This window comes from Proteiniphilum propionicum (assembly GCF_022267555.1).
Classification (GTDB): domain Bacteria; phylum Bacteroidota; class Bacteroidia; order Bacteroidales; family Dysgonomonadaceae; genus Proteiniphilum; species Proteiniphilum propionicum.
The window spans coordinates 3,880,654-3,906,720 of sequence record NZ_CP073586.1; the positions used below are offsets into that span (position 1 = coordinate 3,880,654).

Genomic DNA, 26,067 nt, shown 5'->3' on the forward strand with positions numbered 1-26,067 from the left:
ATCCTTCCTTTGTAACTTTTTTGCGTTTTTTGCGTTTTAATAATGTAGTATCATTTAAAATTTTATAAATATAATTTATGAAAAAGATTACACTTTTCGTCTTTTTATTACTTATCTCTACGTCACTGTTTGCGCAGAGAATATACAGGTCAACTGATTTCAATACATCAAGTGATATTCCATTGAATGAGGTAAAAATTAACCTTCCATTTACAATTTTCGCTACCTATCCTGAAATTTCGTATGAACGGATTTTAAACAGTGATATAAGTGTGGGAGCTACATTGGGAGTGGGGTTAGACACTGATCGATACCCATATGACTATGCATTTACACCACACTTCCGCTGGTTTTTCGGTGGAAATACAGAATCGATGCAAAAATATGCTGCCGGATTTTTTATAGAGGCAAATGGTTCTGTGTACTCTCAGGTAATGGAGAATGGTTCAGATTTTGGCGGTAGTGAAGTGTCTAAATTGGGATCGGGTCTTGGATTAGCCGTTGGCTGGAAATACGTTACATTGAACAATTGGGTAGGAGAAATCTATTTGGGAGGTGGCAGGAATTTTATAAAAAACGACTATGATGAAGTTGCATACCCCCGTTTTGGAATTTCCATCGGGAAGAGATTCTGAAGAATTTTCAATTTGAGCTTACACTTCTCCAGAAGAACCCACTGATTTCCTTCTTGTTGGGGAAAACAAAACTTGTCAGCCAGGCTATCAGGATGCTGGCAGCCATTCCGATAAAGCCATACAGCAGGAACGACAGTGGAGTATTTTCCTTGACAACAAGCAATACACCCAAACCTGCTATCACACCGGTAAGCGCTGCTTTTGCTCCCACACGCGGAAAGAAAATTCCGAGAATGAAGAGTGCACCTAATCCACTGGTAAGCAGACCGAGGAAAGTGTTGAACTGGTCCCACAACGAAGCAATATTCCATGTGCCCAACACCAATGCCATTCCCAATCCCAATAATCCGAAGAGAAGACCCGACGAAACTCGATGGCGGTGTGCCAGAATTCTCTCAGGCCTCCATCAATACCCATTACCATCAAAACAAATGCAGCAAGTGCCCCAAAGACGAGAATAAATCCCTGTATGACGTCTCCCCAGACAACGGCCTCCATACCACCGCTGGTACTGTAGATCAATATCTTGTTATGAAATCCCGTATGATGTATCCACAGGCTATCTCTTTTAGCTGTATTGCCTTCCCTGACAGCCTCCTCTACCTGGTTAAAATATGGCCCGTATCACAGCCGTAGAGCAGCACGTGTGAACCACCCACAGCTGAGGCGGTAGCCATTGCCAAAGAAACAGAAGTGCCATCATCGTGGTGGATATCTCCTTTTTTGGTCCATCTGTTGAGTGAAGGTCGAAAATGGTAAACAGATACATAAAAGATTGTGGCTTCTCCGCCAAAAGACCGGTTTTCCTGTTTACCGAAAAAAGTACCTGCCAGCCCCTTCCACAGGGTAGAATCTTCCAATGTCTCCATGGAGAAACAGTTGATCTGGTGAAGGGTATTTAGATTATCCGCTTTTAGGAAAGTGACGGATATGGATAACCACATCCATATAAGGAGATAGATACGTGAAATTTTCTTTCGGATCATGCAGGTTTGTTTACAAATTATCAGAAATCACAATCCTTGCAAGACAGTTCCCGGAAGAAAAATCTCATTCCAGTCAAAAGAGATAAAGATCATTTTTTCATACGGACTTTTTTCCCCGGCCTCAAAAAAAAGTCCCACTCTTCCATCCGCCAACCTGGTAATGCAGGAGTATGCAGCCGGCCCTTCGTACACCAGTTTACCGTTGCTCCAGCTCCGACAGTCATCGAGGCTGACTTTGAGCATCAGATGATCTCTTCCGTGAGGTACGGCCGGATTAAGAAACAGGTGCACCTGTTGTCCGTCAACCTCACCAAAATTCAATACGGCCGCCTGGCATAACGGCTCCACCAGCTGAAAGTCGTGTTCAATCTCCGACCAATTTTGCCCACCATCCGTGCTATAACTGATGGCTCTTGCCTGTTTGTTGTTATAGGAACGCATATTCATCAATAAAGTACCGTCCGATAATTCAGTCACCTGGCTTTCATTACATCCCGGTTTAATGGATTCGCTTATCTGCCATGATTTCCCATGATCGTCAGAATAGATTACATGTGCTCCATAACCATAGGGGCCTCCTGCCAGGTTTCCTTTCGGATCGTCATAACTGTGATTTGCCGGAATAACAAGCCGACCTTTATATCTTCCGTTTTTTATTTGTATGCCAATTCCAGGGCCGGTAGCATACCACCCCCATGAAGGATTGCGGCATGTTATTTCCAAGCTCTCCGGCTCCGACCATGTTTTTCCATCATCATCAGAATAGCAGACATAAGGCAACCGTGGTGAAATGGATGTTTTACTGATGATGTCACTTTCTTTGTCTTTTCCGTTATTCCAGCTGGTAAACAACCAGATTCGCCCGGTTCTCTCATCGACTACGGGACAAGGATTTCCGCATGTGTTGTCTGCATCGTCCCAGGCAACCTGTTCGTTGCTCCATGTCGTCCCGTTATCTTCCGAACGTTTCAGCAACAAGTTTATGTCTCCGGTATCACCCGCCTCACGTCCCTCACAAAAGGCGAGCAATGTTCCTTCATTGGTGACAACCAGTGCCGGTATCCGGTAATTATTATATTCACCCGTTCCCTGTTCCCACAATACATATTGGTGATTTTTCTCCTTTTTTTTATCTAGGGAAAGAAAAGATAAAACCAAAAGGATAGATGCGATAATTAATAAATTTCTCCTCATATTTTATACAGATTAAAATGGTTGACGTGTTTTAAATTCTTCCAGAAGGGAGTATTGTTTAGAGGACACACTCCCTTCTCTATTTTACCAATAAACCAACGCCCCGGAGATTCTCCCGAAGAGCGTCGTATTCCTCCTTTTCGAATGCGGCAAAAGGGGGACGGCATGACCCACATTCGATTCCCATCAGATTCATGATGGCCTTTCCACCTCTCACGCCACCTCCATATAGAATTATGATTTTCACCATTTCTACCGACTGCATCTGAAAGGCACGCGCCGTTTCCACATCGTTACTTTCCATGGATTTCAAAATATTCAGATAGATATGGGGTATATAGTTATACGTACTCCCTACACTGGCTACAGCACCGAGAGCCAATCCGCAAATCAGTGTCTCGTCGAAGCCATGCAACACCTCAAATGCCCCGTTATCCAGCTGAATACAGTCGCCCATTTCCATCAGGTTGTTGTGTGTAAACTTCACTCCGGCCAGGTTGGAAATTTTTTTTTCCCCTTCGTGAAGAAATTGTGCAACCGAAAGGTTCACCCCGGTCATGGAGGGCATATTGTAGTAATAGAATGGCAATTGTGGAGCGGAAGAAGCAATGGGCGTAAAGAAATCGATCAGATCCTTCACTTTTTCAGGCTTGAAAAAAGAAGAGGCGATACATCCGATTCCATCTGCGCCTTTCACTGCAGCATGACGTGCCAGCTCCATTGCCTCGCGTTGGTTATCGCTGCCCACATGGGCAATAATTTGAAAGTCTCCTTCACCACGTTTTATCCATTCCTCCAAGATCAACTTTCTTTCGGCTGTGGTGAGGGAAGTAAACTCCCCGGTAGTCCCGCAAACAAATACACCCGATATTCCCGAATCCTTGATATGTTGCGCGTATTTTCTAATCACGGAATAATTAATATCACCATGTGTATCCAGGGGTGTGAAAACTGCGGCGATCAACCCTTTTAGTTTTTTGTAATTGTTCATAAATATTTAACTGGTTAGTATATTTTCTGTGTTCGGCAAATAATTACAAAGACGGGAAAAATCTCATAAACGCTTTTAATAAAACGCTTTACTATACCAGTCAAATCAGCCGTTTTGCAGAGCAACGTGATATTGATTTCTTTGACTGATAAAAATTCTGTAAACTTCAAAATGCTCTTCCAGGGCTCTTCTATACCCGTCTTCGTCTCCTTCTTTCAAATACCGCAGCAGATCCATATGGGTTACAATACGCTCTTCTTCTTTCAACCGGATATTAATTGGAGCCAGAAACTCCTGAAACTTGTCTTTCACGAATGTCATCACCGGGTGAATGATATTCTGAAACTCAGAAATGGTTTTATTGCCAGTTATTTTATAAAGCTTTGTGTGAAAAGCAAATTCACTAAAAGGAGCATATTCGTTGTTTTCATACATGATTCCTACATTCACAATCTCTTCCAGATCTGCAATATCATCAGGTGTAATTTTCCGGAATATCTCGCTGCATATGCCTATTTCCAGAACAATTCTAAATCCAAGTATATCAAAGAGGGTGTCCTCACTTAAAATTCTCGGATCCACCGCACGTTTCATTCCGCCAAATATAGAAGGTTCAGAAAGCAGCATGCCCCGTCGTGTGCGTGTCTCAACTATTCCCATCATCTTCAACCTGCTTAACGCCTCACGGACCACACTCCTCGATACACCCAGCGAGGCAGTTAACTCCATTTCATTGGGAATGGCATCTCCCTTTTGCAGATCCTTCTCCTTGAAATAGTTCAAAAGCTTGTCTTCGACCTGGTCCACCAGCGTGGTTGAATTGTTTTGTATCCTAAGTCTTTCCATTATAAGATTATTTTCAAATATATTGTCTTCACTTAAAAATGAGCGTTGTTTTCAGATAAAATGCATAACAGGTATTATTAATCTGATTTGTCTGACAAATGAAGCAACTTATATTATAATTTCAATAAAGATATTCAATTTTAACGTTATATTTACATATTTTTAACTAATATTTGTCTTATTGATTATTTGAATTCCAAACTCGGACTGCATAATTCCATGATTTTATAAATCACAAAAGGATTACTTATACACACGATGGGCAAAATTGCCATCGCATTCATTTATCTAATTTTTAAAATACTGAGTCTGCTCTGAAAACCCCATTTTTTCAAATTGCTGAAAAATGAAGTTTAACCGGACAAATGTGATTGTTTTTATTAATTGAAAGTATGTTTACAATAATATACATATTGAAACATAAATTAATTATATATTGTGGCAGTTTTTGCCAAAAAAGCGCTCTTTGACTTATTCGCGTCATATAATTCACTATCCTGACGAAGTTTATCCACAACGAGCGGGAGTATGCCCATAGTTTGTGCTTGGCAAGTGACCTGTAACGGCTCTTGTCATTCGGGTAATGGTATCCTAACTGGAAAATGCTTGCTTCGACATTGTTCCTGATATTTTTTTCATCTATCGGGATATCGTCCAATTTCTTCCTCAGAGCGGCAGCCCTGAGGTTATCCTCATCGAAGTAGCGGTATTTTCCTTCTTCAGTCTTGATCCTCCATTTCCTCTGTGTTTTGTCTTTGCGGAGTTTTACCCGTTGTGCCTGTATTGTTGTTCCTGTTTTGTTGTCGGTTACTATTAAATTGATTTCATTCTGTTCGTCCAAACGGATGTCATATCTCGGTGCGGGGCCTTGCATGCCTGTGAGTATCAGCTCGATGCCATTTTTATCGCTTTGGCAATACTCCTGATTATCAGCACTGTGGTAAGCCCCGTCGGCATATACTTTCTCTATTTTGTCGGATATTATTTCCTGTGTCCGATCCAGGGCTTGTTCAAGGAAGCCGTTGTCCGGAGCCGATGCCACCGTTACCTCGGTATCGGTTATCAGGTTCAATGCCGTATCTTTGTCATCTCCCGGTTGGTCGCATGTCTCGGTGACGTTCACCGAATACCCTTTGACCTTGTTGCCGTCTTTGTCACGGTAATGGCAGTCGGTGTCATGGGGTGACTGTATGGATTTGGCGCTGACTTTCTCCTTTTCCAGAGGAACGACAGTTTTGTCCCTGCCAACCGAGTATTGTTGTTCGAAAACCGCTTTAAGGGTCTGGTAATGACCATAGTCATGCTTCTTGAAGAGCCCTATAAAACGGTACATCAGTTTGCCCAGTTCAACGAACCTGGCATCAACCTCGGCCTTTGTACTGCGGTACACCACCTTGTTGCCCGTTTCACCCTGTATGCTTTCGATAAGGGAAAACATCTCTTTGGACAGGCTCTTATTGAAGATATGTTCCTCCCTTTCATTGATAAACAGACGCAGGGTTTCATGAATCAACTCGTAACGGGAGTACCAGGCGATATTGCTGCCGACCAGTTTACTGTCCATGCGCACCTGCTTGCCGCTCACCTCAAACTCCAATAGCTGGTCACGGGTGATTTGCCCCTGGCACTTTTTTGAACAGGTCTTCGCCGTGTTCCCTTGCATAGTCAACCAGATTGCGACGGAAAAGGTAGTAAGTGGATGAAACAGGCTCAGCGTCCTCTAACGACATCAGACCCAGAGCACTGCGAACAAGTAAATTGTATGCGCAGTTCTCAAACAATTGTGCGTCGCTCCATCCCTGGCCTTCCTTGAGGATCATCATACCGACCAAAATACGGATAGAGGCATTAGGAGCCCCCGTTCCATTAGAATAAAGTGGTCTGAAAATAGACTCATCCACACGCATTACAACATGGTTTCGGAACCGGTTATGCCAGGAGTCATTTTTTAGGTATTCTTTCTTCTTAGAGTCTCTGAAGTACTCCGTCGGTGATGAAAAAATGCCCAATTGAGGGTTTTCGTCCGATTTTTTGAACATATTATACAGTTTTAAGCCCTACTAAGGTAGTGAATAATAGCTATATACGCAAATATTTCAAAGAACTTTTCAGGTGAAATTTACCTGATTTATAAAATTTATTGTACAAAAAATTTTAAACTAAATTATCACTCCGACTTTTCGGAGCGGACTCAATACTGATTCGCATAAATCACAAATTCTATTTACATTCATATGTTCTTTACATAAAAGAGTACCATTATTTTTCATTTTAATTGAACAATACTTCGGTATTTTTTTAAAAATAGTTCTTATATTTCGCTGGATATCAATAGATTATGGTGCTTTTTGGGGATCTGGCATAAATTGTTGACTGTCAGCATTATAAATGAAATTTTAACGAAGCATTAATTGAAACTATATGAAGTCTTTATTTATATCTATTCCGTTAACACTATTCCTTTTACATCTGACAGCCCAGGAAACAAAATATCCGGGGCAGGCTCCGATGAAACCCGCCATGACAGAGTACATGTGACCTCAACCTCAGGTAGTAACTCCGGCAGGTCATCTGAAAGAACAATTACGGCTCCTTCCGACGCTATAATTCTCTTTGATGGAAAAGATCTCTCACTATGGTCGGGTCCAAAAGGAAAGCCGGCAGAATGGACAGTACATGACGGGGTGTTCACTGTGAAAAAAGGGACGGGAGACATCCAGACCAAGAGTTTGTTCAACGATTTCCAGTTGCATCTTGAATGGCGCGTCCCGGAAGGAATTACAGGAAGGAATCAGGCGAGAGGAAACAACAAAAAGAAGGCACCTACAAGACACCGCCACGCGTTACATTTTTATAAAACGGCATATTGCTGCAGAATAACACCGTTATCCTGGGAATCAAAGAGTAAATTGGGTACTAAGCTCGCTAAGTTCAATTTGGAAGTGCAACTTTCGTGGGTTATTAGGAGAATTAAATGTAAATTTGTGACTTTAATGTTAAACAACAAAGGACAAACAATGGACAAATCCGCCAATTTCAAAAAACTTCTCCCCGATCTGATTGCGATTGTGGTATTCACCCTTATCTCATTCATCTATTTCGCTCCTGCGGTAATGGATGGGCGTGTAATCGCTCAGCACGATTCACTGGCAGCAATAGGACAGGGTCGTGAGCAACGCAACTACATGGAGCAACATAACGGTGAACGTTCCCGGTGGAACATCTCAATGTTCAGTGGTATGCCATCCTACCAGATGAGTCCGACCTATGATTCTTCCAAACCGCTGGATGCATCCAGGAAGGCATATTCTCTTTTCCTGCCAAACTATGTCTATCTGGTATTCATCATGCTGTTAGGATTTTATATTCTGATGCGAGCTTTCAGGGCATCACCACTTGTTAGCGCCTTTGGTGCTGTAATTTGGGCTTTTTCATCTTATTTCTTCATCCTTATTGCGGCTGGACATATATGGAAATTCATCACTCTGGCCTATATCCCGCCCACAATGGCCGGTATAATATATGCCTATAGAAAAAAATACCTGTTGGGGGGACTGCTTTTCATGATCTTCGTCGCGTTTCAGATATCATCGAACCATCTGCAGATGACCTACTACTTTCTGTTCGTGATGCTTTTTACAGTGTTAGCGTTCATGGTAGAAGCAGTGCAGAAGAAGCAACTGCCTGATTTTTTTAAATCGACATCGGTTTTGATTTTTGCCGGTATTATCGGCCTGGCTGCCAACACGAGCAACCTTTACCACACCTATGAATACTCCAAGGAGACCATGCGCGGAAAGTCTGAACTGACCACACATCACGGGATAGAGAACAAAACCGGCAACGGGCTAGAGCGCGACTATATAACTGCATGGAGCTACGGTATTGGCGAAACATGGACACTTCTTGTCCCCAACACCAAAGGAGGGGCATCCATTCCGTTGTCTGAAAACAATAAAGCGATGAGCAAAGCACGTCCAGAATACTATCAGCTTTACGGGCAGATAGGGCAATATTGGGGAGAACAGCCTGGGACATCGGGCCCGGTGTATGTAGGTGCATTTGTTCTGACACTGTTTATCCTGGGTCTTTTTATCGTGAAAGGTCCTGTCAAGTGGGCACTTCTGGCGGGAGCAATCTTCTCAATTATGCTTTCATGGGGGAAAAATTTCATGCCCTTGACCGATTTTTTTATCGATCACATCCCTATGTACAATAAATTCCGTGCTGTTTCATCAATCCTTGTAGTAGCAGAATTCTGCATACCTCTTCTGGCTGCGATTGCCTTGAAAGAAATGATACAAAAGCCGGAAAGAGTGAAAAACAATCTGAAATACCTCTATACCAGTATAGGCCTTACTGGAGGCATTGCATTACTTTTTGCCCTTGCACCCAAGTTGTTCTTCTCTTCATTTATTCCTGTTTCCGAAGCGGAAGCGTTACGGCAGGCTCTTCCTCCTGAACATATGCAGGCAGTGTTCAGCAACCTGACAGATATGCGAGTCTCGCTGTTCACCGCCGATGCGTGGCGCAGCTTTTTTATTGTCGCCATAGGAAGTATACTGGTGTGGCTATTTTTAAGTAATAAGATAAAGGCAGAATGGATGGCAGCAGGAATTCTACTGCTTTGCCTCACAGATATGTGGGACGTGAACAAGCGTTACCTGAACGACGGTGTCTTTGTTCCTGAAACAAACCAACAGCAGCTCTTTACAAAAACAGCAACAGACGAGTACATACTGCAGGACACAACCAAATATTACCGGGTATTAAATATGGCAACCAGCACCTTTAATGATGGCATTACACCCTACTGGCACAAGGTGATAGGAGGATATCATGCAGCAAAACTGCGCCGCTACCAGGATCTAATAGACGTACATCTTACCGGCGAGATGGCTGCCTTGCAACATGACATCATCAACACACAAGGTATAATGGACTCTGCAAATGCTGACGGATTCAAGGTGCTTAACATGCTTAATGCCAAATGGATCATCATGCCTGCACAGGGGGGAGGCACTATTCCGGTAGAAAATCCTTATGTCATGGGAAATGCATGGTTTGTTGACGATATTCGTTTTGTGGAGAATGCCGACGAAGAGATAGATGCCCTGAACGTCATCGATCTCAGGAAAGAGGCTGTTGCAGATAAAAAATACTCACATGTCCTGGCAGGATTTAAACCCGCACCGGCCGACTCATCATCAACCATTTATCTTACTAATTACGATTCCGATTTTGTAACTTATGCAGTAGATGCTAAAAAAGACGAGTTAGCTCTGTTCTCCGAAATTTATTATCCCAAAGGGTGGAACATCACTATAGACGGCGAACCGGCAGAGATGTTACGAGCCAACTATACACTTCGTGCATTACCCATTCCTGAAGGTCGTCATACGGTGGAATTCCGGTTCAATCCTAAAAGCATAAAAGTGACCGATACAATTGCTTATATAGCGATGTCGGTAATGCTGCTGACCGCGGCCGGCCTAATTTTTAAAGTATTGAAGAAAAGGAAAACTGCCATATAGAACAGGCATCTGTATATACAGAAAACCCATAATCAGTTCTAAAGGACAAGTAGCTCCTCCAGCCACAATATTCATCTGTTGCACACCCTCTTAAAGGCGCACCACTGACAGTTTTTTTCGTTCTTCGTTTGAGTAAAAGGAACTTGAGCATCAAATATTTCTTCCAGAAGAGAGTTAAAATAATTTCTGAATTCGGGCAGATATACGGAAATATCCTCAACGGGGTGATTACCGCACATAACAGCTGGATTAAAATCCTTGAACACCGAGCGAAGATAATACACCGCAAGCGAAAGTATTGCATCCGGATTTTCCATATTGTAAAACATCCCATACAGAAACACCTGCAATATCTGATGGGGACGGTTATTTTTAGATGCATCGAACAGTTGTAAAATATCTTTAAAGCCAGTTTCTCCCGTACCTGTCTTGTAGTCAATTATGCGATACCTTTCTCCTTTCCTGTCGATTCTGTCGATACTGCCTTTAAAATTGACCGATAACTCTTTGTTCACACGATAGGGCCTGTTGAACCGGTATTCTGAACCTATATACTCAAAAGGTGTAAACTGTTTGTCTGTTTCCAGCGTCTGTTTCACATAACTCCGCAATATCTCTCCTATTAAATAATGCTGCCCTTGCAGTGGGCGCGGGTTCTCTTCATCCATAAAATAGTAGCGGGCAAAAGCCTTTTCAAGTATAACAGTCAGATATTCATCGTTCCTTGTTATTTCCGTCAGCACATCTGGAGTAACCGTACACCCCCTGTACCTGTTATAGACAGCCTCCATCAAACGGTGAAAAATGGAACCGAACACATCTGATTCTACCGACTCCTGCACTTCAGACTCTTCCGAAAGTTCTTCAACAGCAATAAAATAAAACTTCAACGGACAATCTATATAGTTATTTACCAGTGTTGCCGACAAGAACGATTCCCCACCTGCTCTGAAAGCATCAAGCTTCTTTATTATTCCGGCTGTCTTTGTTACAGTAATCGGCATAATCATTGGTGCAGACACCTCATATGTAGCCACACGTTCCATAATATCGAACGCCTCCCGGTATAAATATTTCAACTGATAAAAATAGCGGCTTACCTCACCTGACTGCATCTCCTCGGTTCGGGTGTCATAAAGCATATACACCCGTTTGGCCCGGCTTATCATTCTGTAAAAATGGTAAGCATAGGTACTATCCTGATGCTCATAGGTAGGCAAACCGAATCCTTTTCGAAGAGTGTAGGGAATAAATGAGTTGGACGGATTTTTTAATGGAAAAACACCTTCATTCATTGAAAGGATAATCAGATTCTCAAAATCGATAGCACGTGTTTCCAGCACACCCATCACCTGCAGTCCCGACAAAGGTTCACCACTGAAAGTCACGTTAATGCTGCGTGACATTTTTTTAAGAAGGCTGAAGAAAGTTTCTGCTGTCATATTCTCCACCTCTTCCAGCTTGTCCTGCAGCCTTGTGATGCTCTTGTAGTATTTAACGATAAATTCTCTTTCCAGGTCTATTGAACGTGTGTCACCGGAAGGGTTTTCTTCGCTATTTTTCTCCTCCGTCAGGCTGTTATACAGATACGAAAGTATGCTTTTCAAATAACCAGGGATCTCCCTCCACAGTGTTACCGGCTGGAATATCTGTTTCAACAAAGGATGTGAAGGAATTTCAGATTCACCCGTCACAATTCGGTTATAAGTTATAATGTGATTTTTTAATGTCTCTGCCTCCATTGGTGCCGCCATCATCACCAACGGATGATTTAGTATTGACTTCACAAAACGGTGATAAAACACTGTTTCTCCGTTGCTGACACGCAGATTTATCTGTAAAAGCGTTATGTGATCTACCAGGCTTGCCACCGAAGCATTGGACAGGTTGTAACCCATGGTCACGTTTATCTTACCTATCTCTTCCGGAATAGAATATAGCACAGGAAGCAACAGGTTCTCATCTGGTAATACGATTGCAGTATTTATAGCTTCATCTGGATCTGGAATCTCTTTCGAATCGACCAGATTAGAAAGGATTTGGGCCACAAGCTTTGCCTGACCGGTACCTGAGGGGATTCCCACTAATTCAATTTTTGGTTTTTCGCTCTTCTCTGCCAAACCGTTAAACGAATATTTTGAAGGATACCGCAACAAATTTTCATTAACCCGGAGCGACGCGCGGTTTTTCTTGTCATGCACAAAAGGTGATTCATAATCCCAGTAAAAATCTGCCATACCCTGATCTCTCAAATAATCAAGCAGAATCATTTCAGAGGTTGTAAGTGCATTCAACCCTACAAAGACATAACTGTCAGTCAGCCATTTCCTCTCCGCCTTAGCCTTAGCCTGTTCAGCCACTTCTCTAAACATCATCCCCTCATAGGCTACTCCCTTATCCCGCAGTTCACCCCTAAAGGATGTGTACAGATCGTGCAGCACCTTCCATGTTTCCTGGAATTTCTGTTTTGTCACGTTACCCTCCACAGGCAAAAAATTCTTCCAGAAGCGGCGGATTGCATCAACCTGACTCTTGTTAAGGTGGGTAAGATCATCATCAAGCGACCTGAAATCATAAACATTACGAAAAAGCTGCCCGGCATCTGCCATATATTTATCCACATCATCGAAATCGTTCAGCAACATCTCACCCCAGTAGAGAAAATCATCGAACGACTCTGGCGAACTGCTGAGTTTACGAAAATGATCGTAAAGCACAACCAGCATCTCTATCTTATCTGCCGGTTGATATGAAGATAATGAAGAAAAAAGCTCCTGGATGGTTATTACAGTAGGAGAAAACAGAGGTTTAGTGGCAATTGAAGCGAGATATTTTTGAAAAAAAAGGCCCGCACGCCTGTTCGGAAACACGAACGTATGCTTGTAAAGTTCGTTACCGTATTGCGTGTAAAAAACCTGAGCCACTTTATACAGGAATGGTACCATAGAGCATTGCAAGTAGATTTACAAAAAAAGAGACTATGCAAAAGTAGGAAAAATAACCGAACGGTCCCGTTTATTCACCAAAGTTTGATATGTTTAATTTTCAAAGAATATTTTATTTTTATCACATTTTTTACTACTTTGCGAGCTGGTTCAAAAATTGAAACTGCAGAAAGATAATGATTCATTTTCCAAATATCGCTTCTTCTTACAATGAACACCTTGATACACTATACTCGTATGCATTGCATTTGGGTTTCGATGAACATACTGCTATGGATGCCATTCACGATGTTTTCTACAAACTATGCACACATCACTCTTCGTTAAATGAAATAAACAATCTGAAGTCTTATCTTCTCAGATCACTACGTAACAGGCTAATAGACATAAAGCGGATTAGCTGGGAAAATACCGTTCAGCTCACCACACATGACAATATGCAAGATATTCTACCTTTTCAGTTACAAGTAACTATAGAAGATGAACTGATCATGAAGGAAGATGCAGAAGAAATACGGCTAAAGGTGGAAAACGTACTGAACCGGCTGACAGACCGTCAGCGTGAAATCGTCTATCTGCGTTATATCAAGGAACAGAGTTATGAAGAAATTGCAGAAATTATGCAGATATCCATAGCCTCCTGCCGCAATCTGATCAGCAAATCACTCACCAAACTTAAAGAATGTTCATTACCAATCACTTTATTTTTTCTAATTATTCAGTAGCTCAAATATCACATATGATACTATTACAGTTATATACGCATAGCTTATTAATGCAAAAGTCCAGCAAATAAGTTTATGTAACACCTTTATTAACAATCTATCCTGTTATTGATAGCGAAATCATATTAAGAGCCCAAACTTTCAACGTTTTTTGTTAAAATTAAATAAATACCAACTTTTTTTGAAAAAGAGATGATGTTTATAATCCATGTTCGTCTTATTATATAGAATTATCCTGTAAAAAGGTTTAAAACATTTTTAAAAAGCATCTATGCAATTTAATAGAGATGATAATAACTTTATCCGATTTTTAAAAGATGAAAAATTCATCGAGTGGAAATTATTTCCAACAGACGAACTTAATAAATACTGGGAAGAATTTTTGCTACAATTCCCCGATAAACGAAAAGATATTAAATTGGCGGAAAAGCATTTCCGTCATATTAAACTATCATCTTATAAACAATCACCTGGGAAAAAGCAGGAAGCAGCAAAACGTCTTGAAAAGTCGCTCCGCAGATATTACATAAAAAACAATGTGCGCCGTTTTGCTTTTGCAGCAGCAGCCTGTGCTGCTGTTCTGGTTCTGTCACTACTCTATTTACAGGAAAAACTGTATAAATCAAGAAATCAATTGATAACCTCCTCAGAATATATTGTAGGAAACGAGCTGAAGCAGGAAGATATTATGTTTATTACAGGAAACGAAACCGCTTCTTTCCAGCACAATATTGATATACAGATAAGTAGCGAAAAAACTGCGCAGATAAGAAGTGAATACCAAGATGCTGAAGAGATTTCTATCGAACAACACACAATGAACAAACTGATCGTTCCTTATGGGAAACAATCGAGAATTACGCTGGCTGACGGAACACAGGTGTGGCTAAATTCCGGCACCACCCTGGAATTTCCATCTTCTTTTACAAAAAATAAACGGGAGGTATATCTCACAGGTGAAATGTATATAGAAGTGGCTCCTGATAAAAACAGATCATTTTACGTACATACTTCCGACTTTAACGTAAGAGTGTACGGAACCAAATTCAATGCTTCGTCATATGCCGGTTCGCCTGCATCTGTGGTTTTGGTAGAAGGAAGCATCGGTTTACAGTCGGATGATGGTAAGCAGGAATTACGATTATCTCCCGATGAACAAGCAGTTTACTCTGATAACGGCACCTTTCAAACCAAAAGAGTGAATGTGCAACCATTTATTAGTTGGAAAGACGGATATTTAACATTTGAAGACACCCCTGTGACCGAAGCTCTGAAACAAATAGAAAGATATTATAACCTTTCGTTCAATTATGGCGATGAAGTCTCTTTTCAGGGAATTACATGTACAGGGAAGATCATCCTATCGGATAATCTAGACAATGTGATGACGGCTCTTACGTTGATCTCCGCCATGAAATACAAAAAGAAAGACAAACTTATATACATCTATAAAAAATAAACCATTAAAAAAATAATATGCCTATGAACAAATTATATATCAAAGTAAAAAATTAAAAATAAACCTACAATTAGCAGGTAAAAAAAAAGCCGGACGATAGTGCGAATATCGTCCGACCAAGTAATTCTAATTATCACGTATACCAATAATTAAAATCATTACAAAAATATGAATAAATATTCTATTGAAAGAGGAAAACCTTTCAATAATTTTAAACATGTCCTAAAAATCATGAGAACAACACTGTTCCTGTTATTTTTCTGCATCCTTTTTTCGCAAGCTGCCGATAGCTATTCACAGGAAACATCATTCACTCTGGATTTAAAATCGACCTCTATAAAAGAGATTTGTGAAGAGTTGGAAAAGAAAAGCGATTTTCGATTTATTTTCGCAGGAAATGTTAAAACGATCCTCAAGAAGAAGGTGAACCTGACTGTAGACTCCAAAAATATCGAAGAGATTCTCAATAGTATACTATCCAATACAAATCTAGTGTACAAAATATTAGAAGATCAAGTTGTTATTTATCAGGATGATGAAGAAGACACCTCTAAAGAAATTGAAAAAATACTTTCCGAACTAACTATACAACAACAAAGTACAGTTAAGGGCAAAGTGGTCGATCAACAAGGTGAGCCGCTTCCAGGTGTAACGATCACTATAGATGGTACACCTCGTGGAGTTATAACCGATATAGACGGAACATTTTCAATTAGTGCACAACCCAAAGATAAATTGGTTTTTTCATTTGTTGGGATGGAAGTTCAGACCGTTGAAGTGGGTATCAAAACCACAATTGATGTTGTGATGCGTGAAAAAATTGACGAATTAGAGGAAGTTACCATAGTAGCATTTGGAAAACAAAAGAAAGAAAGTGTGATTTCGTCAATCTCAACAGTTAAAACAAGTGAATTAAAAGTACCCAGTAGCAATCTTACTACTGCCTTTGCAGGACGCGTAGCAGGGCTGATTTCATATCAAACCAGTGGTGAGCCTGGGAGTGACAATGCGCAGTTTTTCATCCGAGGAATTACCACTTTCGGGGCAGATGCTAAGAAAGACCCGCTGATCTTGATTGATGGCGTTGAATTAACTGCAGATGATTTGGCTCGGTTAAACACCGACGATATTGCCAGCTTCTCCATTATGAAAGACGCTACAGCGACTGCCCTCTATGGTGCCCGAGGCGCCAACGGCGTAATATTGGTAACAACAAAAGAGGGAAGGGAAGGAAAAATGCAAGTAAATGCTAGGATCGAAAATTCCTTTTCCACTCCAACGCAAATAGTAAAACTAGCTGACCCAATCACCTATATGAATATGCATAACGAAGCGGTACTGACGCGTGACCCCAATGGTATCAGGGAATATTCCGCTGAAAAAATAGAGATGACACAGCGAGGTCTATATCCCAATATCTTTCCGGCAACTGACTGGTATAAAGCAATGTTTAATGACTATACCATCAACCAACGAGCCAATATTAGTGTTAGTGGAGGTGGTTCAATTGCTCGTTACTACGTAGCCGCAAGTATTGCAAAAGATAATGGAAATTTGAAGGTCGACCGGCGGAACAATTTCAACTCAAACATCGACCTTACAAAGTACACTGTGCGATCGAATGTGAACGTTAATCTAACAAAGAGTACAGAACTAATCATGCGGTTAAGTTCAACATTTGACGATTATCGGGGACCGATCGACGGTGGATCTGCTATGTATCGCAAGGTAATGCAGGCCAACCCAGTTTACTTCAAACCATCATACGAACCAGACGAACAATTTGATTATGTGAACCATGTGCTTTTTGGCAACTATGCTACGGCTGACTACATAAACCCCTATGCCCAAGCTCTGAGAGGTTATCGTGATTATAGCAAAAACATGACTATGACCCAATTCGAGTTAAAACAGAATCTAGATATGTTAACCGATGGTCTAACATTCCGTACAATGGTCAACATGAACCGTTTTTCGGAGTTTACAGTTGTCAGGGAATATTCACCGTTCTATTACAGTATCGATTCTTATAATTTAGCTAACAATTCCTATACGCTTAAAAACCTGAATCCTGAATCCGGGGATACATTCCTGAAATACAGCCCTGGCGCAAGGAACATCAACACTGTGTTTTATCTTGAATCGGCTTTCGAATACAACAAGAATATTACGGATAAACACCATCTCAATGGTTTGCTTGTCTATATCATGCGACAGGAGAAGAACGGCATTGCCGATAACCTGTTGCTTTCGTTACCCAACCGTAACCTCGGCTTGTCCGGTCGTTTGGCCTATAACTATGACAGCCGCTACTTTGGTGAGTTCAACTTCGGATACAATGGCTCTGAACGTTTCTCGAAGGAACATCGGTGGGGTTTTTTCCCTTCGGTAGGACTCGCATGGATGCTCTCAAACGAACAATTCTTCAGTGATTTGAACAATCTTTTTCCACAGTTTAAACTGAAAGCGACCTATGGGCTGGTGGGTAATGACGCAATCGGTAGTAATAACGATCGCTTTTATTACCTGTCACAGGTTGATATGAACGCATCGAGGAACGTTAACTGGGGAGCAATGATGAATTATAACCCGGCTGGCATAGATGTCTCGCGATATGCCAATGACCGGATCGGTTGGGAAACTGCCTATAAGACGAATGTGGGTGCTGAAATCTCGGTTAAAGGCGGACTGTCGGCAAACATCGATATTTTCCATGAGAGAAGGAAAAACATCCTGCTTACACGTGTCATTCCTCAGACAATGGGTATTATCCCTGCAATCAAGGCAAACCTGGGTGTTGCCAGTGGTAAAGGGATCGACGTGGAGTTGAATTACGAGAAATTCATCACGAATGACTTCTATGTCACTGGTCGAGGTACATTTACCTATGCCAGCAGTGAGGTGTTAGAATGGGAAGAGCCTGATTATACCGGCACTCCATGGCGGTCTAAAGTGGGTTACAGTATCAACCAAAACTGGGGCTATATTGCCGAACGCCTGTTTATTGATGAACGTGAAGTAGGCAATTCACCAACACAATTCGGAAATGTAATGGGTGGTGATATCAAGTATCGCGACGTTAATAACGATGGAGTGATTTCCGCTTTAGACCAAGTTCCTATCGGTTACCCTACCGTTCCTGAAATCAACTTTGGATTTGGGACAACGATTGGCTATAAGGGTTTTGATTTTTCTTTCTTTTTTCAGGGATCAGGACGTCAATCCTTCTGGCTCAACATCGGAAACATCCAACCATTTGTTGATGGTGACACTAATGACAACTTAATAGGGCAGAATGCCGTGCTACAAGCCATTGCCAACAATTACTGGACAGAAAGCAAACGAAATTCCTATGCTTTCTGGCCACGGTTATCAACTTACAGTATTACAAACAACAATCAAGCCAGTACATGGTGGATGCAGGATGCTTCTTTTTTACGCCTCAAATCGGCAGAATTCGGATATACTTTACCTAGAAGGCTGACAGAAAAAATATATATGAGTAACTGTAGAATCTATCTTAGTGGCACTAATCTGTTATCTTGGAGTCGTTTTAAACTGTGGGATCCAGAAATGGCAGGTAATGGACTTGGATATCCGTTGCAAAGGGTAATCAACTTAGGATTGAACGTGAATTTTTAAATTGAATTAAAATAAAATTTTCAAATATGAAATCAATGATAAAAAATACTGTTTGTATATTATTTGCCACTTTTGTGATATCATGTAATTATCTAGATGTGGTTCCAGACAATATTCCTACATTGGATGATGCTTTTGCCAATCGGTATACTGCAGAACAGTATCTTGCCACCTGTTACTGGGGACTTCCCAAGGCAGCAGGTTGGGATCAGAATCCAGCATTTCTCGGGTCTATGGAAATGATAATGAATTCAAATTTCCGCACGAGTGGCGGCATGAGACATGCATTAGGAGAAGACAATCCCACATCGCCTGTCATCAACTACTGGGGCAGTACAGCTACGACAATCCGGTCACTATATGCAGGTATCCGTGAATGCAATACCTTCCTGGACAATATAGAAAGGGTACAGGACCTCAAAAGTGACGAACGTGACCGGATGATCGCAGAGGTGAAAACAATAAAGGCCTGGATGCACTTTTACCTGATTACCTACTATGGTCCCATCTGCCCATTGAAAGAAAGCACACCAATCAACACCTCAACCACGGGTATCCGTGTCTATAGGGAAAAGATAGATGATTGCTTTAACTACGTGCTGGAGTTACTTAATGAAGTAATTGCCATTGATGCTTTGCCCGACCGTATTACCAACCGCACCACAGAACTGGGGCGTTTCACGCAGGCAGTTCCCTATGCATTGAAGGCAAGGGTGTTGACTTATTGGGCAAGTGATCTTTTCAACGGTAATACCGATTACAATTCGTTTAAAAACCACCTGGGTGAACCTTTTTTCAATCAGGTAAAAGATGTGTCCCGCTGGACAATTGCAGCTGAAGCTTGCAAGGAAGCAATTGAAGTCTGTAAGGCTAACGATATACGTTTGTATCAGCCATCCGATTATATGCAGACAAAACCCATGTCTGACACCACCCTGCTCATCAACACGCTCCGTAGTGCAGTAAGCGATCAACAAAACACCAACGTCGAGCTGATATATGGCAATACCTCATATCCCAGCGGATCCAATGTACAGCGTCACTGCTTACCAAGGTTTGAAGCTGGGTCGGCCGCTAACGCTACCTCAAGGCTGGCAGTTCCACTGCACATTGTTGACCTGTTTTATTCATCAAATGGACTTCCGTTGGAAGATGATCAAAGCTGGTCTGAGAATGACAAATACAATAACCGCTTTCAAACACTTAGAGTGGGTGATGAGTCACACAGATATGTAATTCAACTCGGTGAAATTACATCACAAATCAATTTTGATCGAGAATTACGTTTCTATGCTGCACTCGGTTTCGATCGTGGCAAGTGGTATGGCAACCATTACAACAATGAACCGAATAACGATGCGGAAGCAATGTTTCCCATGGCACGGTACTCTGAATTTTCCAACCGTGTGGCAAACAACGAATATAATGCTACAGGATACTGGGCAAAGAAGCTGGTCAACCTGAACACCCGTTGGCGTGACGCCAATGAATTGACATATTTGAGCTTTCCCTATCCTGACATGCGTTTTGCCGACTTGTTGCTGTTGGCCGCCGAAACAATCAATGAAGCGACCCCCGGTGAGGACAATGCTCCAGCCAATCCTGAGGTTTACACCTACATCAACATGATCAGAGAACGTGCCGGATTGGAGGGATTAGTGGAAAGTTATCAGAAATATGCTGTCGCTGACAAAAAAAACAAACCCGCAACCAAAGGAGGCATGAGGGAGATTATCCGACGTGAAAGGAAAGTTGAATTATCACTCGAAGGCCAGGACTACTGGGACAGGAAGCGCTGGAAAACGGCACATCTGGAGTTAAACCGGAATATCGAGGGTTGGAATGTAACAGCAGAGGATACAAGCCCCAGCGCTTATTACATGCCAACAACAATCTATACACAAAGATTTACGCTTAGAGATTATTTTGCACCTATCCCAGAAAGCGATCTAGTCAATAATCCTCAGCTAGTTCAAAACCCGGGATGGTAAAAAGACAATTAAAATTAAAAACTTATGATTCATAACCGATTTCATATGAAGGCAACACAATTATTATTTGCAGTTTTGGTTTCACTGATATTTTTTTCATGTGAAGAAAAGCAACTGGAACCGATTAACATATCAAAAGGCAAACCTGCTCCGGTAAGCGATGTGGTAGTTATGTATGCACCAGGTGGCGCAATCCTCTCGTTTAAGTTGCCTCCCGACGATGATGTGCTGGCCGTGAAGGCAGTTTACAAGCTTAGTAACGGTAAGGTGCGAGAATCGATTACCTCCTTTTATGGAGATAACCTGAAAATTGAAGGTTACAACGATACCAATGAACATGAAGTGCTTTTATATACCGTAAGCCGTTCACAGGAGCTCTCTGACCCACTGTTGGTCAAATTTACCCCACAGGAATCGCCGCTGAGCAAGGCTACCAGAACAATGGAGATTTCCAGTGACTTTGGCGGTGCTTACTATACCTGGAAAAACCTGGATAAAGTACTTCTTACTGCAGAAATGCTTGTGGAATCTGACAATGGGAAAATGCAGACTGCCAGGATTGTGACCTCAAACCTAGAAGCTCCCTTTTTCAGCATTCGAGGTTATGAGCCTATCCCCAGGAAATTTGCCATCATACTAAAGGACAACTGGGACAACGTTTCTGATACAATTTATCCCGAGGGAGAAACTGTTACCCCCTGGCTTGAAATGACACTGGACAAGAATCTATGGTCGATTTACAAAGTAAATGGAAGCTACCTACCGGGTGATGGTACATTTACAAACTGGGAAGGCCGTGACGAATATATGTTCGATGACGACGTAAATACCTTTGGACACAGCTATTCCGGGTCACTACCAGTGGGCATCACGATAGATCTGGGTAAACCGGCCATGCTGAGCCGGGTGACATTCTTCCAAAGATTCCAAAATGGGGTCTATTATTCATGGGGAAATCCACGTAGGATTATTGTCTATGGCAGAAAGGAAGCCCCGACTACCGGCAACTGGGATGAATGGACACAACTTATTGATTACACAATGATCAAGCCCTCTGGAACCAACGACCAATACTCGGTTAATACCGATGAAGACCGTCTGGCTGCCTTAAACGGACATGAAGCTTCTTTTCCGATCTCGTCAGACTCTTACCGGTATCTCCGGTTCAGGTTCATGACTTCCTGGGAAAACAGGCCTTATGTGCATCCAGCTGAAATTACTGTACAGGGAATATACGAGGATTAGCACATTACAGATAATTAAATCTTCAAATAATTGAATTCTATAAAACTTTAGTGAAAAACTAAATATTGACATATGAAAAAATATATATTACATTTGATTGTTGCATGTGCATTGCTCTTGTCATGTGAGAATATGATGGACGTGCACAAGCAGTTTATCGAAGGCGGAGAGAAAGTTTATGCACTAAAACTGGATGAATCCAGTTTTTTTGCAGGGCACAATCAAGTCTATTTCAAGTTTTACATGACCAATACAACGAATATCAAAACTGTTGACCTTTTCTGGGACGAAGATTCGCTTATTATCCCGATGCCTACTTATGGATGGGGTACGGTAGCTGTACCTGTCATTGAAGAAAAGTCCTATTCCTTTAGAATCCGGACTACCGATATTTTCGGTCACCATTCGCTTTGGAGTACTGGTTTTGCCAATTCTTACGGTGCTTATTTTCAAGAGTCACTGACAAATCGATCAGTAAAAAGTTTTGAATTAACAAATAACAATATTAACGGGTTGATTAGCTGGTTTCCACCAGCATCGAATCTCGTTCGCAGCGAAGTGCGCTACACCGGTTTGGATGGTGAGGAAAAAACTGTAAATGTACCGGCCGGTCAGAATGTGACACAATGCCCGGGGTTGAACATCAACCGGTTTGATGTGCGCTCTTTTTTCTTGCCGGAACCCAATGCTATGGACACTTTCGTCATTGCATGGCAGCAAGTGACTCCCGTATATAAGTTACCGACAACAGAATGGACGATCGAATATTGTAATTCCTGGCATGGTCAACCTTCGCTCACCGGTACCCAGAATATGCCTCATTTTATTTTTGATGGCGATTACAACACCATCTGGCATTCCAGTTATGGAAATTATACTGTTGGTACTCATCCGCTTGATCCGACAATCACCAGAGATCCACCACCCTTTACTATTGTAATTGATATGGGTGAACCGGTAAATATTGCGAAGGTTGATATTTACCGAAGATTCAATAATAACAATGTACAAACCGTGATAGTATACGCACCAGCAATAGATGATAATCTTCTCACAGATGCAGATTTTGAATGGCTGGGCAATATACCGGTATCGTTTGTGAATCACTCATTCTTCAAGAATTACTCTTATCCCGGAGTGGAAAACTCAAACTGGACGGAACTTGGCCGTGTAGAGTACCCTAATGCCAGCAATTTAGGTACCCCTGAGGAAAACTTAAGAGAGATTGATGCCTCTTCACTGAATATCAAAAGCCGATATGTGAAACTGATCCTACCTAATACTCGTAGTAACGGAAATGTATCACTTGCGGAAATAGCCATACATGGGCGATAAATCTGTTATTTACAATGCAATGCCAGCAGAGTTACACACCCTGCTGGCATTAAAAAAAATTTAATAATTCTATGGAAATGAGAAAAATAATTATGTTAAGCTTTATTGTCCTGCTGGCCTCCTGCGGGAAAGAAACGAACGATCAAACACCTACAATAATAACACCTCCCACAAAAGATGTCGTCTATCTAAAAGTGATGACCTACAATATTGCAGGTGCTGCTTCAAGTACAGGTGTAAGGAGCCTGCCCGATCTTGCTGAAGTTATCAAAAAAGCCGACCCCGATTTGGTAGCAATTCAGGAAGTAGATGCGTTTACCACCCGTAATGGGAAAGATGTACATCTTGCTCGCGATCTTGCAGCTCTTTGTGGCATGGAGTACTGGTTTTTTGCCAAAGCAATGGATTTTCATGGCGGAGAATATGGCGATGCCATTTTATCGAAACATCCTTTCAAGGAGACTGAAGCTTACTCCCTAAGCGGAGATTGGGAAGGAGAACACATTGAAACTCGATCAGCTGCACGCGTAACAGTAGAAATTGGCGGAAGAGATATTGATTTTATCAGTACACACTTAGACCATACAAGCAATGATAAGTGGCGTATACTACAAGCAAATGAATTGGTAGAAATTGTGAAATCGCTTGATTTACCAGTCATTATGGGAGGAGACTTAAACTGTACTCCGACTAGTGAACCCATGAAGATACTCTATCAGGAGTTACTGTCACCCTGCAAAAGCAACAGCTGCCTTGGAACATTCGTGGGAAGTAAGAACGCAATTGACCATTTGATGTATAGGAGCAACAGCGTCTTAACTCTTTCTTCATATGGTGTGTATGCTTGGGCAGACAAGGAATCAGACCATTTTCCGGTAGGGGCAATATTTGAGGTGGATAAATTGGCTAACTAAGTGCATATTGTGATTGTTATATTGCATATTATTATCAATTTGCATATTTGTCTAACAACTTGCTATTTTGTTTTACACACTAACATTCAATATTATCAGATTTTTTCAAAATAATTAATAGAGGGTGAATCACAATAAGATACCACCCTCTTTATGATTAAACTCTTAACCAAGAACAAATTCAACTTTCAGAGATCAAAATTCTATCTTTGACCATCATTCTACTTTATAAAGGTCCCAATCATCGAAATAACGATGAAAAAAACTGGCGATTGTAATATTATTAATAATCCAAACCATGTTTTATAGAAAAAATGTAACAACAATATAAAACAAATGACAAAGAAACTTATTATACTCTTTTTAAACTTTCCACTATTTATTTTTTCACAGGGGATAGAAATTACACACGGCCCTTATCTTCAACAAATGGGAGAAAATGAAGTAACAATCATTTGGACGACAAATAACGATGCCATTTCTTGGGTCGAAATGGCGCCAATAGGAAATGATAGTTTCTATGCATTCGAACGCCCAAAGTATTATGAAACGGCTTATGGCAGTAAAAAAACAGGCAAATTACATCGTATAAATCTTTCAGGATTACATCCCGGAACAGAATATCGATATCGAATCTTTTCGAAAGAGATCGTATGTTACAAAAATCACCGTGTACTGTATGGCAATACTGCTTCTTCGAATGTTTATTCCCAAAAACCATACCAGTTCAGAACACTCGATGTAAACGCTGACAAGGTCTCATTTAGGGTGGTGAACGACCTGCATTCCAAGAATGAGAACCTTAGTAAAATGCTTGGTGGCATAAACAGAGACAATACTGATCTTGTCATCTTCAATGGTGATATGATATCCATTTTGAATGATACAGAGCAAATTTTCAACGGATTTATGGATACTGCTGTAGCACTTTTTGCGAAAGAGATTCCTCTTTTTTTTAGTCGAGGAAACCATGAAACAAGGGGGCGTGGCAGTGCTGGTTTATATGATTATTTCCCTACGAAAACAGGTGAGTTTTATTACTTTTTTCAGGCCGGACCTGTTTATTTCATCATCCTGGATGGCGGTGAAGACAAACCCGATTCTGATATTGAATATTCAGAATTATCTCATTTTGATGCCTATCGTTCCAATCAGGCTGAATGGCTGGAGTCTGTTGTGTCATCGGTTGAATTTCAACAGGCACCGTATCGTATCGTGATCATGCACATTCCACCCACTGCCACCACCTGGCACGGCACAAAAGATGTGATTCGGAAATTCACTCCAATATTGAACAATGCTAACATCGATGTAATGTTATGTGGTCATACACACAATTATACATTCATTGAAAAAGGTGAAGATCCTGCAGTCAATTTTCCTATACTGATTAATGATGACGAGAACTGGCTTGATATTATTGTAGATTCAGAAATAAGAATTACACAGAAAGATATGTATGGAAGTATCTTGAAAAATAATTTTTTTCGCCACAATAACTAAATAATTATTTTCTCTAGTGAAACACCAAGTTATTATTTAATATTCATTAAAAGTAAATTTATCAACAAAATCTGTTCTAATAACACTTAGCTGTAATAATGCATTAAATCATCTATTAAGTT

General features: G+C 41.2%; 19 protein-coding genes. 10 read left to right on the forward strand and 9 right to left on the reverse strand.

Features of this window, described 5'->3' with window-relative positions; genetic code table 11:
* The first annotated feature begins 77 nt into the window (after positions 1-77).
* The gene (locus tag KDN43_RS16290) at positions 78-635 is read left to right on the forward strand and encodes a hypothetical protein (RefSeq protein WP_238867638.1); all 558 of its coding nucleotides are present in this window, start codon (positions 78-80) and stop codon (positions 633-635) included.
* A 7-nt stretch (positions 636-642) separates the two neighbouring features.
* Here the strand turns inward: KDN43_RS16290 and KDN43_RS16295 are convergent, their stop codons facing one another.
* The 8 genes from KDN43_RS16295 to KDN43_RS16325 form a co-directional block, all read right to left on the reverse strand.
* A complete protein-coding gene (locus tag KDN43_RS16295; RefSeq protein ID WP_238867639.1) occupies positions 643-966 on the reverse strand; it encodes a hypothetical protein in 324 nt (107 codons plus the stop codon).
* Positions 882-1,157, reverse strand: coding sequence for a sodium:solute symporter family transporter (locus KDN43_RS16635; RefSeq protein WP_407681774.1), 276 nt, complete (start codon positions 1,155-1,157; stop codon positions 882-884). Before KDN43_RS16635 ends, KDN43_RS16295 begins: the two co-directional genes overlap by 85 nt.
* Positions 1,158-1,234: 77 nt before the next feature.
* The gene (locus tag KDN43_RS16300) at positions 1,235-1,621 is read right to left on the reverse strand and encodes a hypothetical protein (protein WP_238867640.1); all 387 of its coding nucleotides are present in this window, start codon (positions 1,619-1,621) and stop codon (positions 1,235-1,237) included.
* A gap of 27 nt (positions 1,622-1,648) precedes the next feature.
* Positions 1,649-2,815 carry a sialidase family protein gene (locus KDN43_RS16305; RefSeq protein ID WP_238867641.1) on the reverse strand — a complete coding sequence of 389 codons (1,167 nt, stop codon included), beginning with the start codon at positions 2,813-2,815 and terminating at the stop codon, positions 1,649-1,651.
* Between the two features lie 79 nt (positions 2,816-2,894).
* Positions 2,895-3,806 (reverse strand): dihydrodipicolinate synthase family protein, encoded by a 912-nt coding sequence (locus KDN43_RS16310; RefSeq protein WP_238867642.1) that lies wholly within the window; start codon positions 3,804-3,806, stop codon positions 2,895-2,897.
* Between the two features lie 105 nt (positions 3,807-3,911).
* Complete coding sequence (locus KDN43_RS16315) at positions 3,912-4,652, reverse strand: FadR/GntR family transcriptional regulator (RefSeq protein ID WP_238867643.1); 741 nt, start codon at positions 4,650-4,652, stop codon at positions 3,912-3,914.
* Positions 4,653-4,983: 331 nt separating this feature from the next.
* Positions 4,984-6,315, reverse strand: coding sequence for a hypothetical protein (locus tag KDN43_RS16320; protein ID WP_238867644.1), 1,332 nt, complete (start codon positions 6,313-6,315; stop codon positions 4,984-4,986).
* On the reverse strand, positions 6,257-6,691 hold the full coding sequence (locus tag KDN43_RS16325) for a transposase (protein ID WP_238867645.1): 435 nt from the start codon (positions 6,689-6,691) through the stop codon (positions 6,257-6,259). Before KDN43_RS16325 ends, KDN43_RS16320 begins: the two co-directional genes overlap by 59 nt.
* 372 nt (positions 6,692-7,063) lie before the next feature.
* Here KDN43_RS16325 and KDN43_RS16330 point away from each other — a divergent pair, with 372 nt between their 5' ends.
* Positions 7,064-10,186 carry a family 16 glycoside hydrolase gene (locus KDN43_RS16330; protein WP_238867646.1) on the forward strand — a complete coding sequence of 1,041 codons (3,123 nt, stop codon included), beginning with the start codon at positions 7,064-7,066 and terminating at the stop codon, positions 10,184-10,186.
* 71 nt (positions 10,187-10,257) lie between these two features.
* On the opposite strand, the gene KDN43_RS16335 is transcribed toward KDN43_RS16330, so the two are convergent.
* Positions 10,258-13,131 (reverse strand): PD-(D/E)XK nuclease family protein, encoded by a 2,874-nt coding sequence (locus KDN43_RS16335; RefSeq protein ID WP_238867647.1) that lies wholly within the window; start codon positions 13,129-13,131, stop codon positions 10,258-10,260.
* 176 nt (positions 13,132-13,307) lie between these two features.
* Between KDN43_RS16335 and KDN43_RS16340 the strand changes: the two genes are divergently transcribed.
* From KDN43_RS16340 to KDN43_RS16375, 8 genes are all read left to right on the forward strand, one after another.
* Positions 13,308-13,856, forward strand: coding sequence for an RNA polymerase sigma factor (locus tag KDN43_RS16340; protein ID WP_238867648.1), 549 nt, complete (start codon positions 13,308-13,310; stop codon positions 13,854-13,856).
* A 271-nt stretch (positions 13,857-14,127) separates the two neighbouring features.
* Positions 14,128-15,315, forward strand: coding sequence for a FecR family protein (locus tag KDN43_RS16345; RefSeq protein WP_238867649.1), 1,188 nt, complete (start codon positions 14,128-14,130; stop codon positions 15,313-15,315).
* 231 nt (positions 15,316-15,546) lie between these two features.
* Entirely contained in the window at positions 15,547-18,957 is a 3,411-nt protein-coding gene (locus KDN43_RS16350; RefSeq protein WP_238867650.1) for a SusC/RagA family TonB-linked outer membrane protein, read from the forward strand.
* 26 nt (positions 18,958-18,983) lie between these two features.
* Positions 18,984-20,948 carry a RagB/SusD family nutrient uptake outer membrane protein gene (locus KDN43_RS16355; RefSeq protein ID WP_238867651.1) on the forward strand — a complete coding sequence of 655 codons (1,965 nt, stop codon included), beginning with the start codon at positions 18,984-18,986 and terminating at the stop codon, positions 20,946-20,948.
* Positions 20,949-20,993: 45 nt separating this feature from the next.
* A complete protein-coding gene (locus KDN43_RS16360; protein ID WP_238867652.1) occupies positions 20,994-22,193 on the forward strand; it encodes a DUF4959 domain-containing protein in 1,200 nt (399 codons plus the stop codon).
* 72 nt (positions 22,194-22,265) lie between these two features.
* Entirely contained in the window at positions 22,266-23,528 is a 1,263-nt protein-coding gene (locus KDN43_RS16365) for a DUF4998 domain-containing protein (RefSeq protein WP_238867653.1), read from the forward strand.
* Between the two features lie 77 nt (positions 23,529-23,605).
* The gene (locus tag KDN43_RS16370) at positions 23,606-24,442 is read left to right on the forward strand and encodes an endonuclease/exonuclease/phosphatase family protein (protein ID WP_238867654.1); all 837 of its coding nucleotides are present in this window, start codon (positions 23,606-23,608) and stop codon (positions 24,440-24,442) included.
* A 336-nt stretch (positions 24,443-24,778) separates the two neighbouring features.
* Complete coding sequence (locus tag KDN43_RS16375) at positions 24,779-25,945, forward strand: FN3 domain-containing metallophosphoesterase family protein (RefSeq protein ID WP_238867655.1); 1,167 nt, start codon at positions 24,779-24,781, stop codon at positions 25,943-25,945.
* Positions 25,946-26,067: the final 122 nt, after the last annotated feature.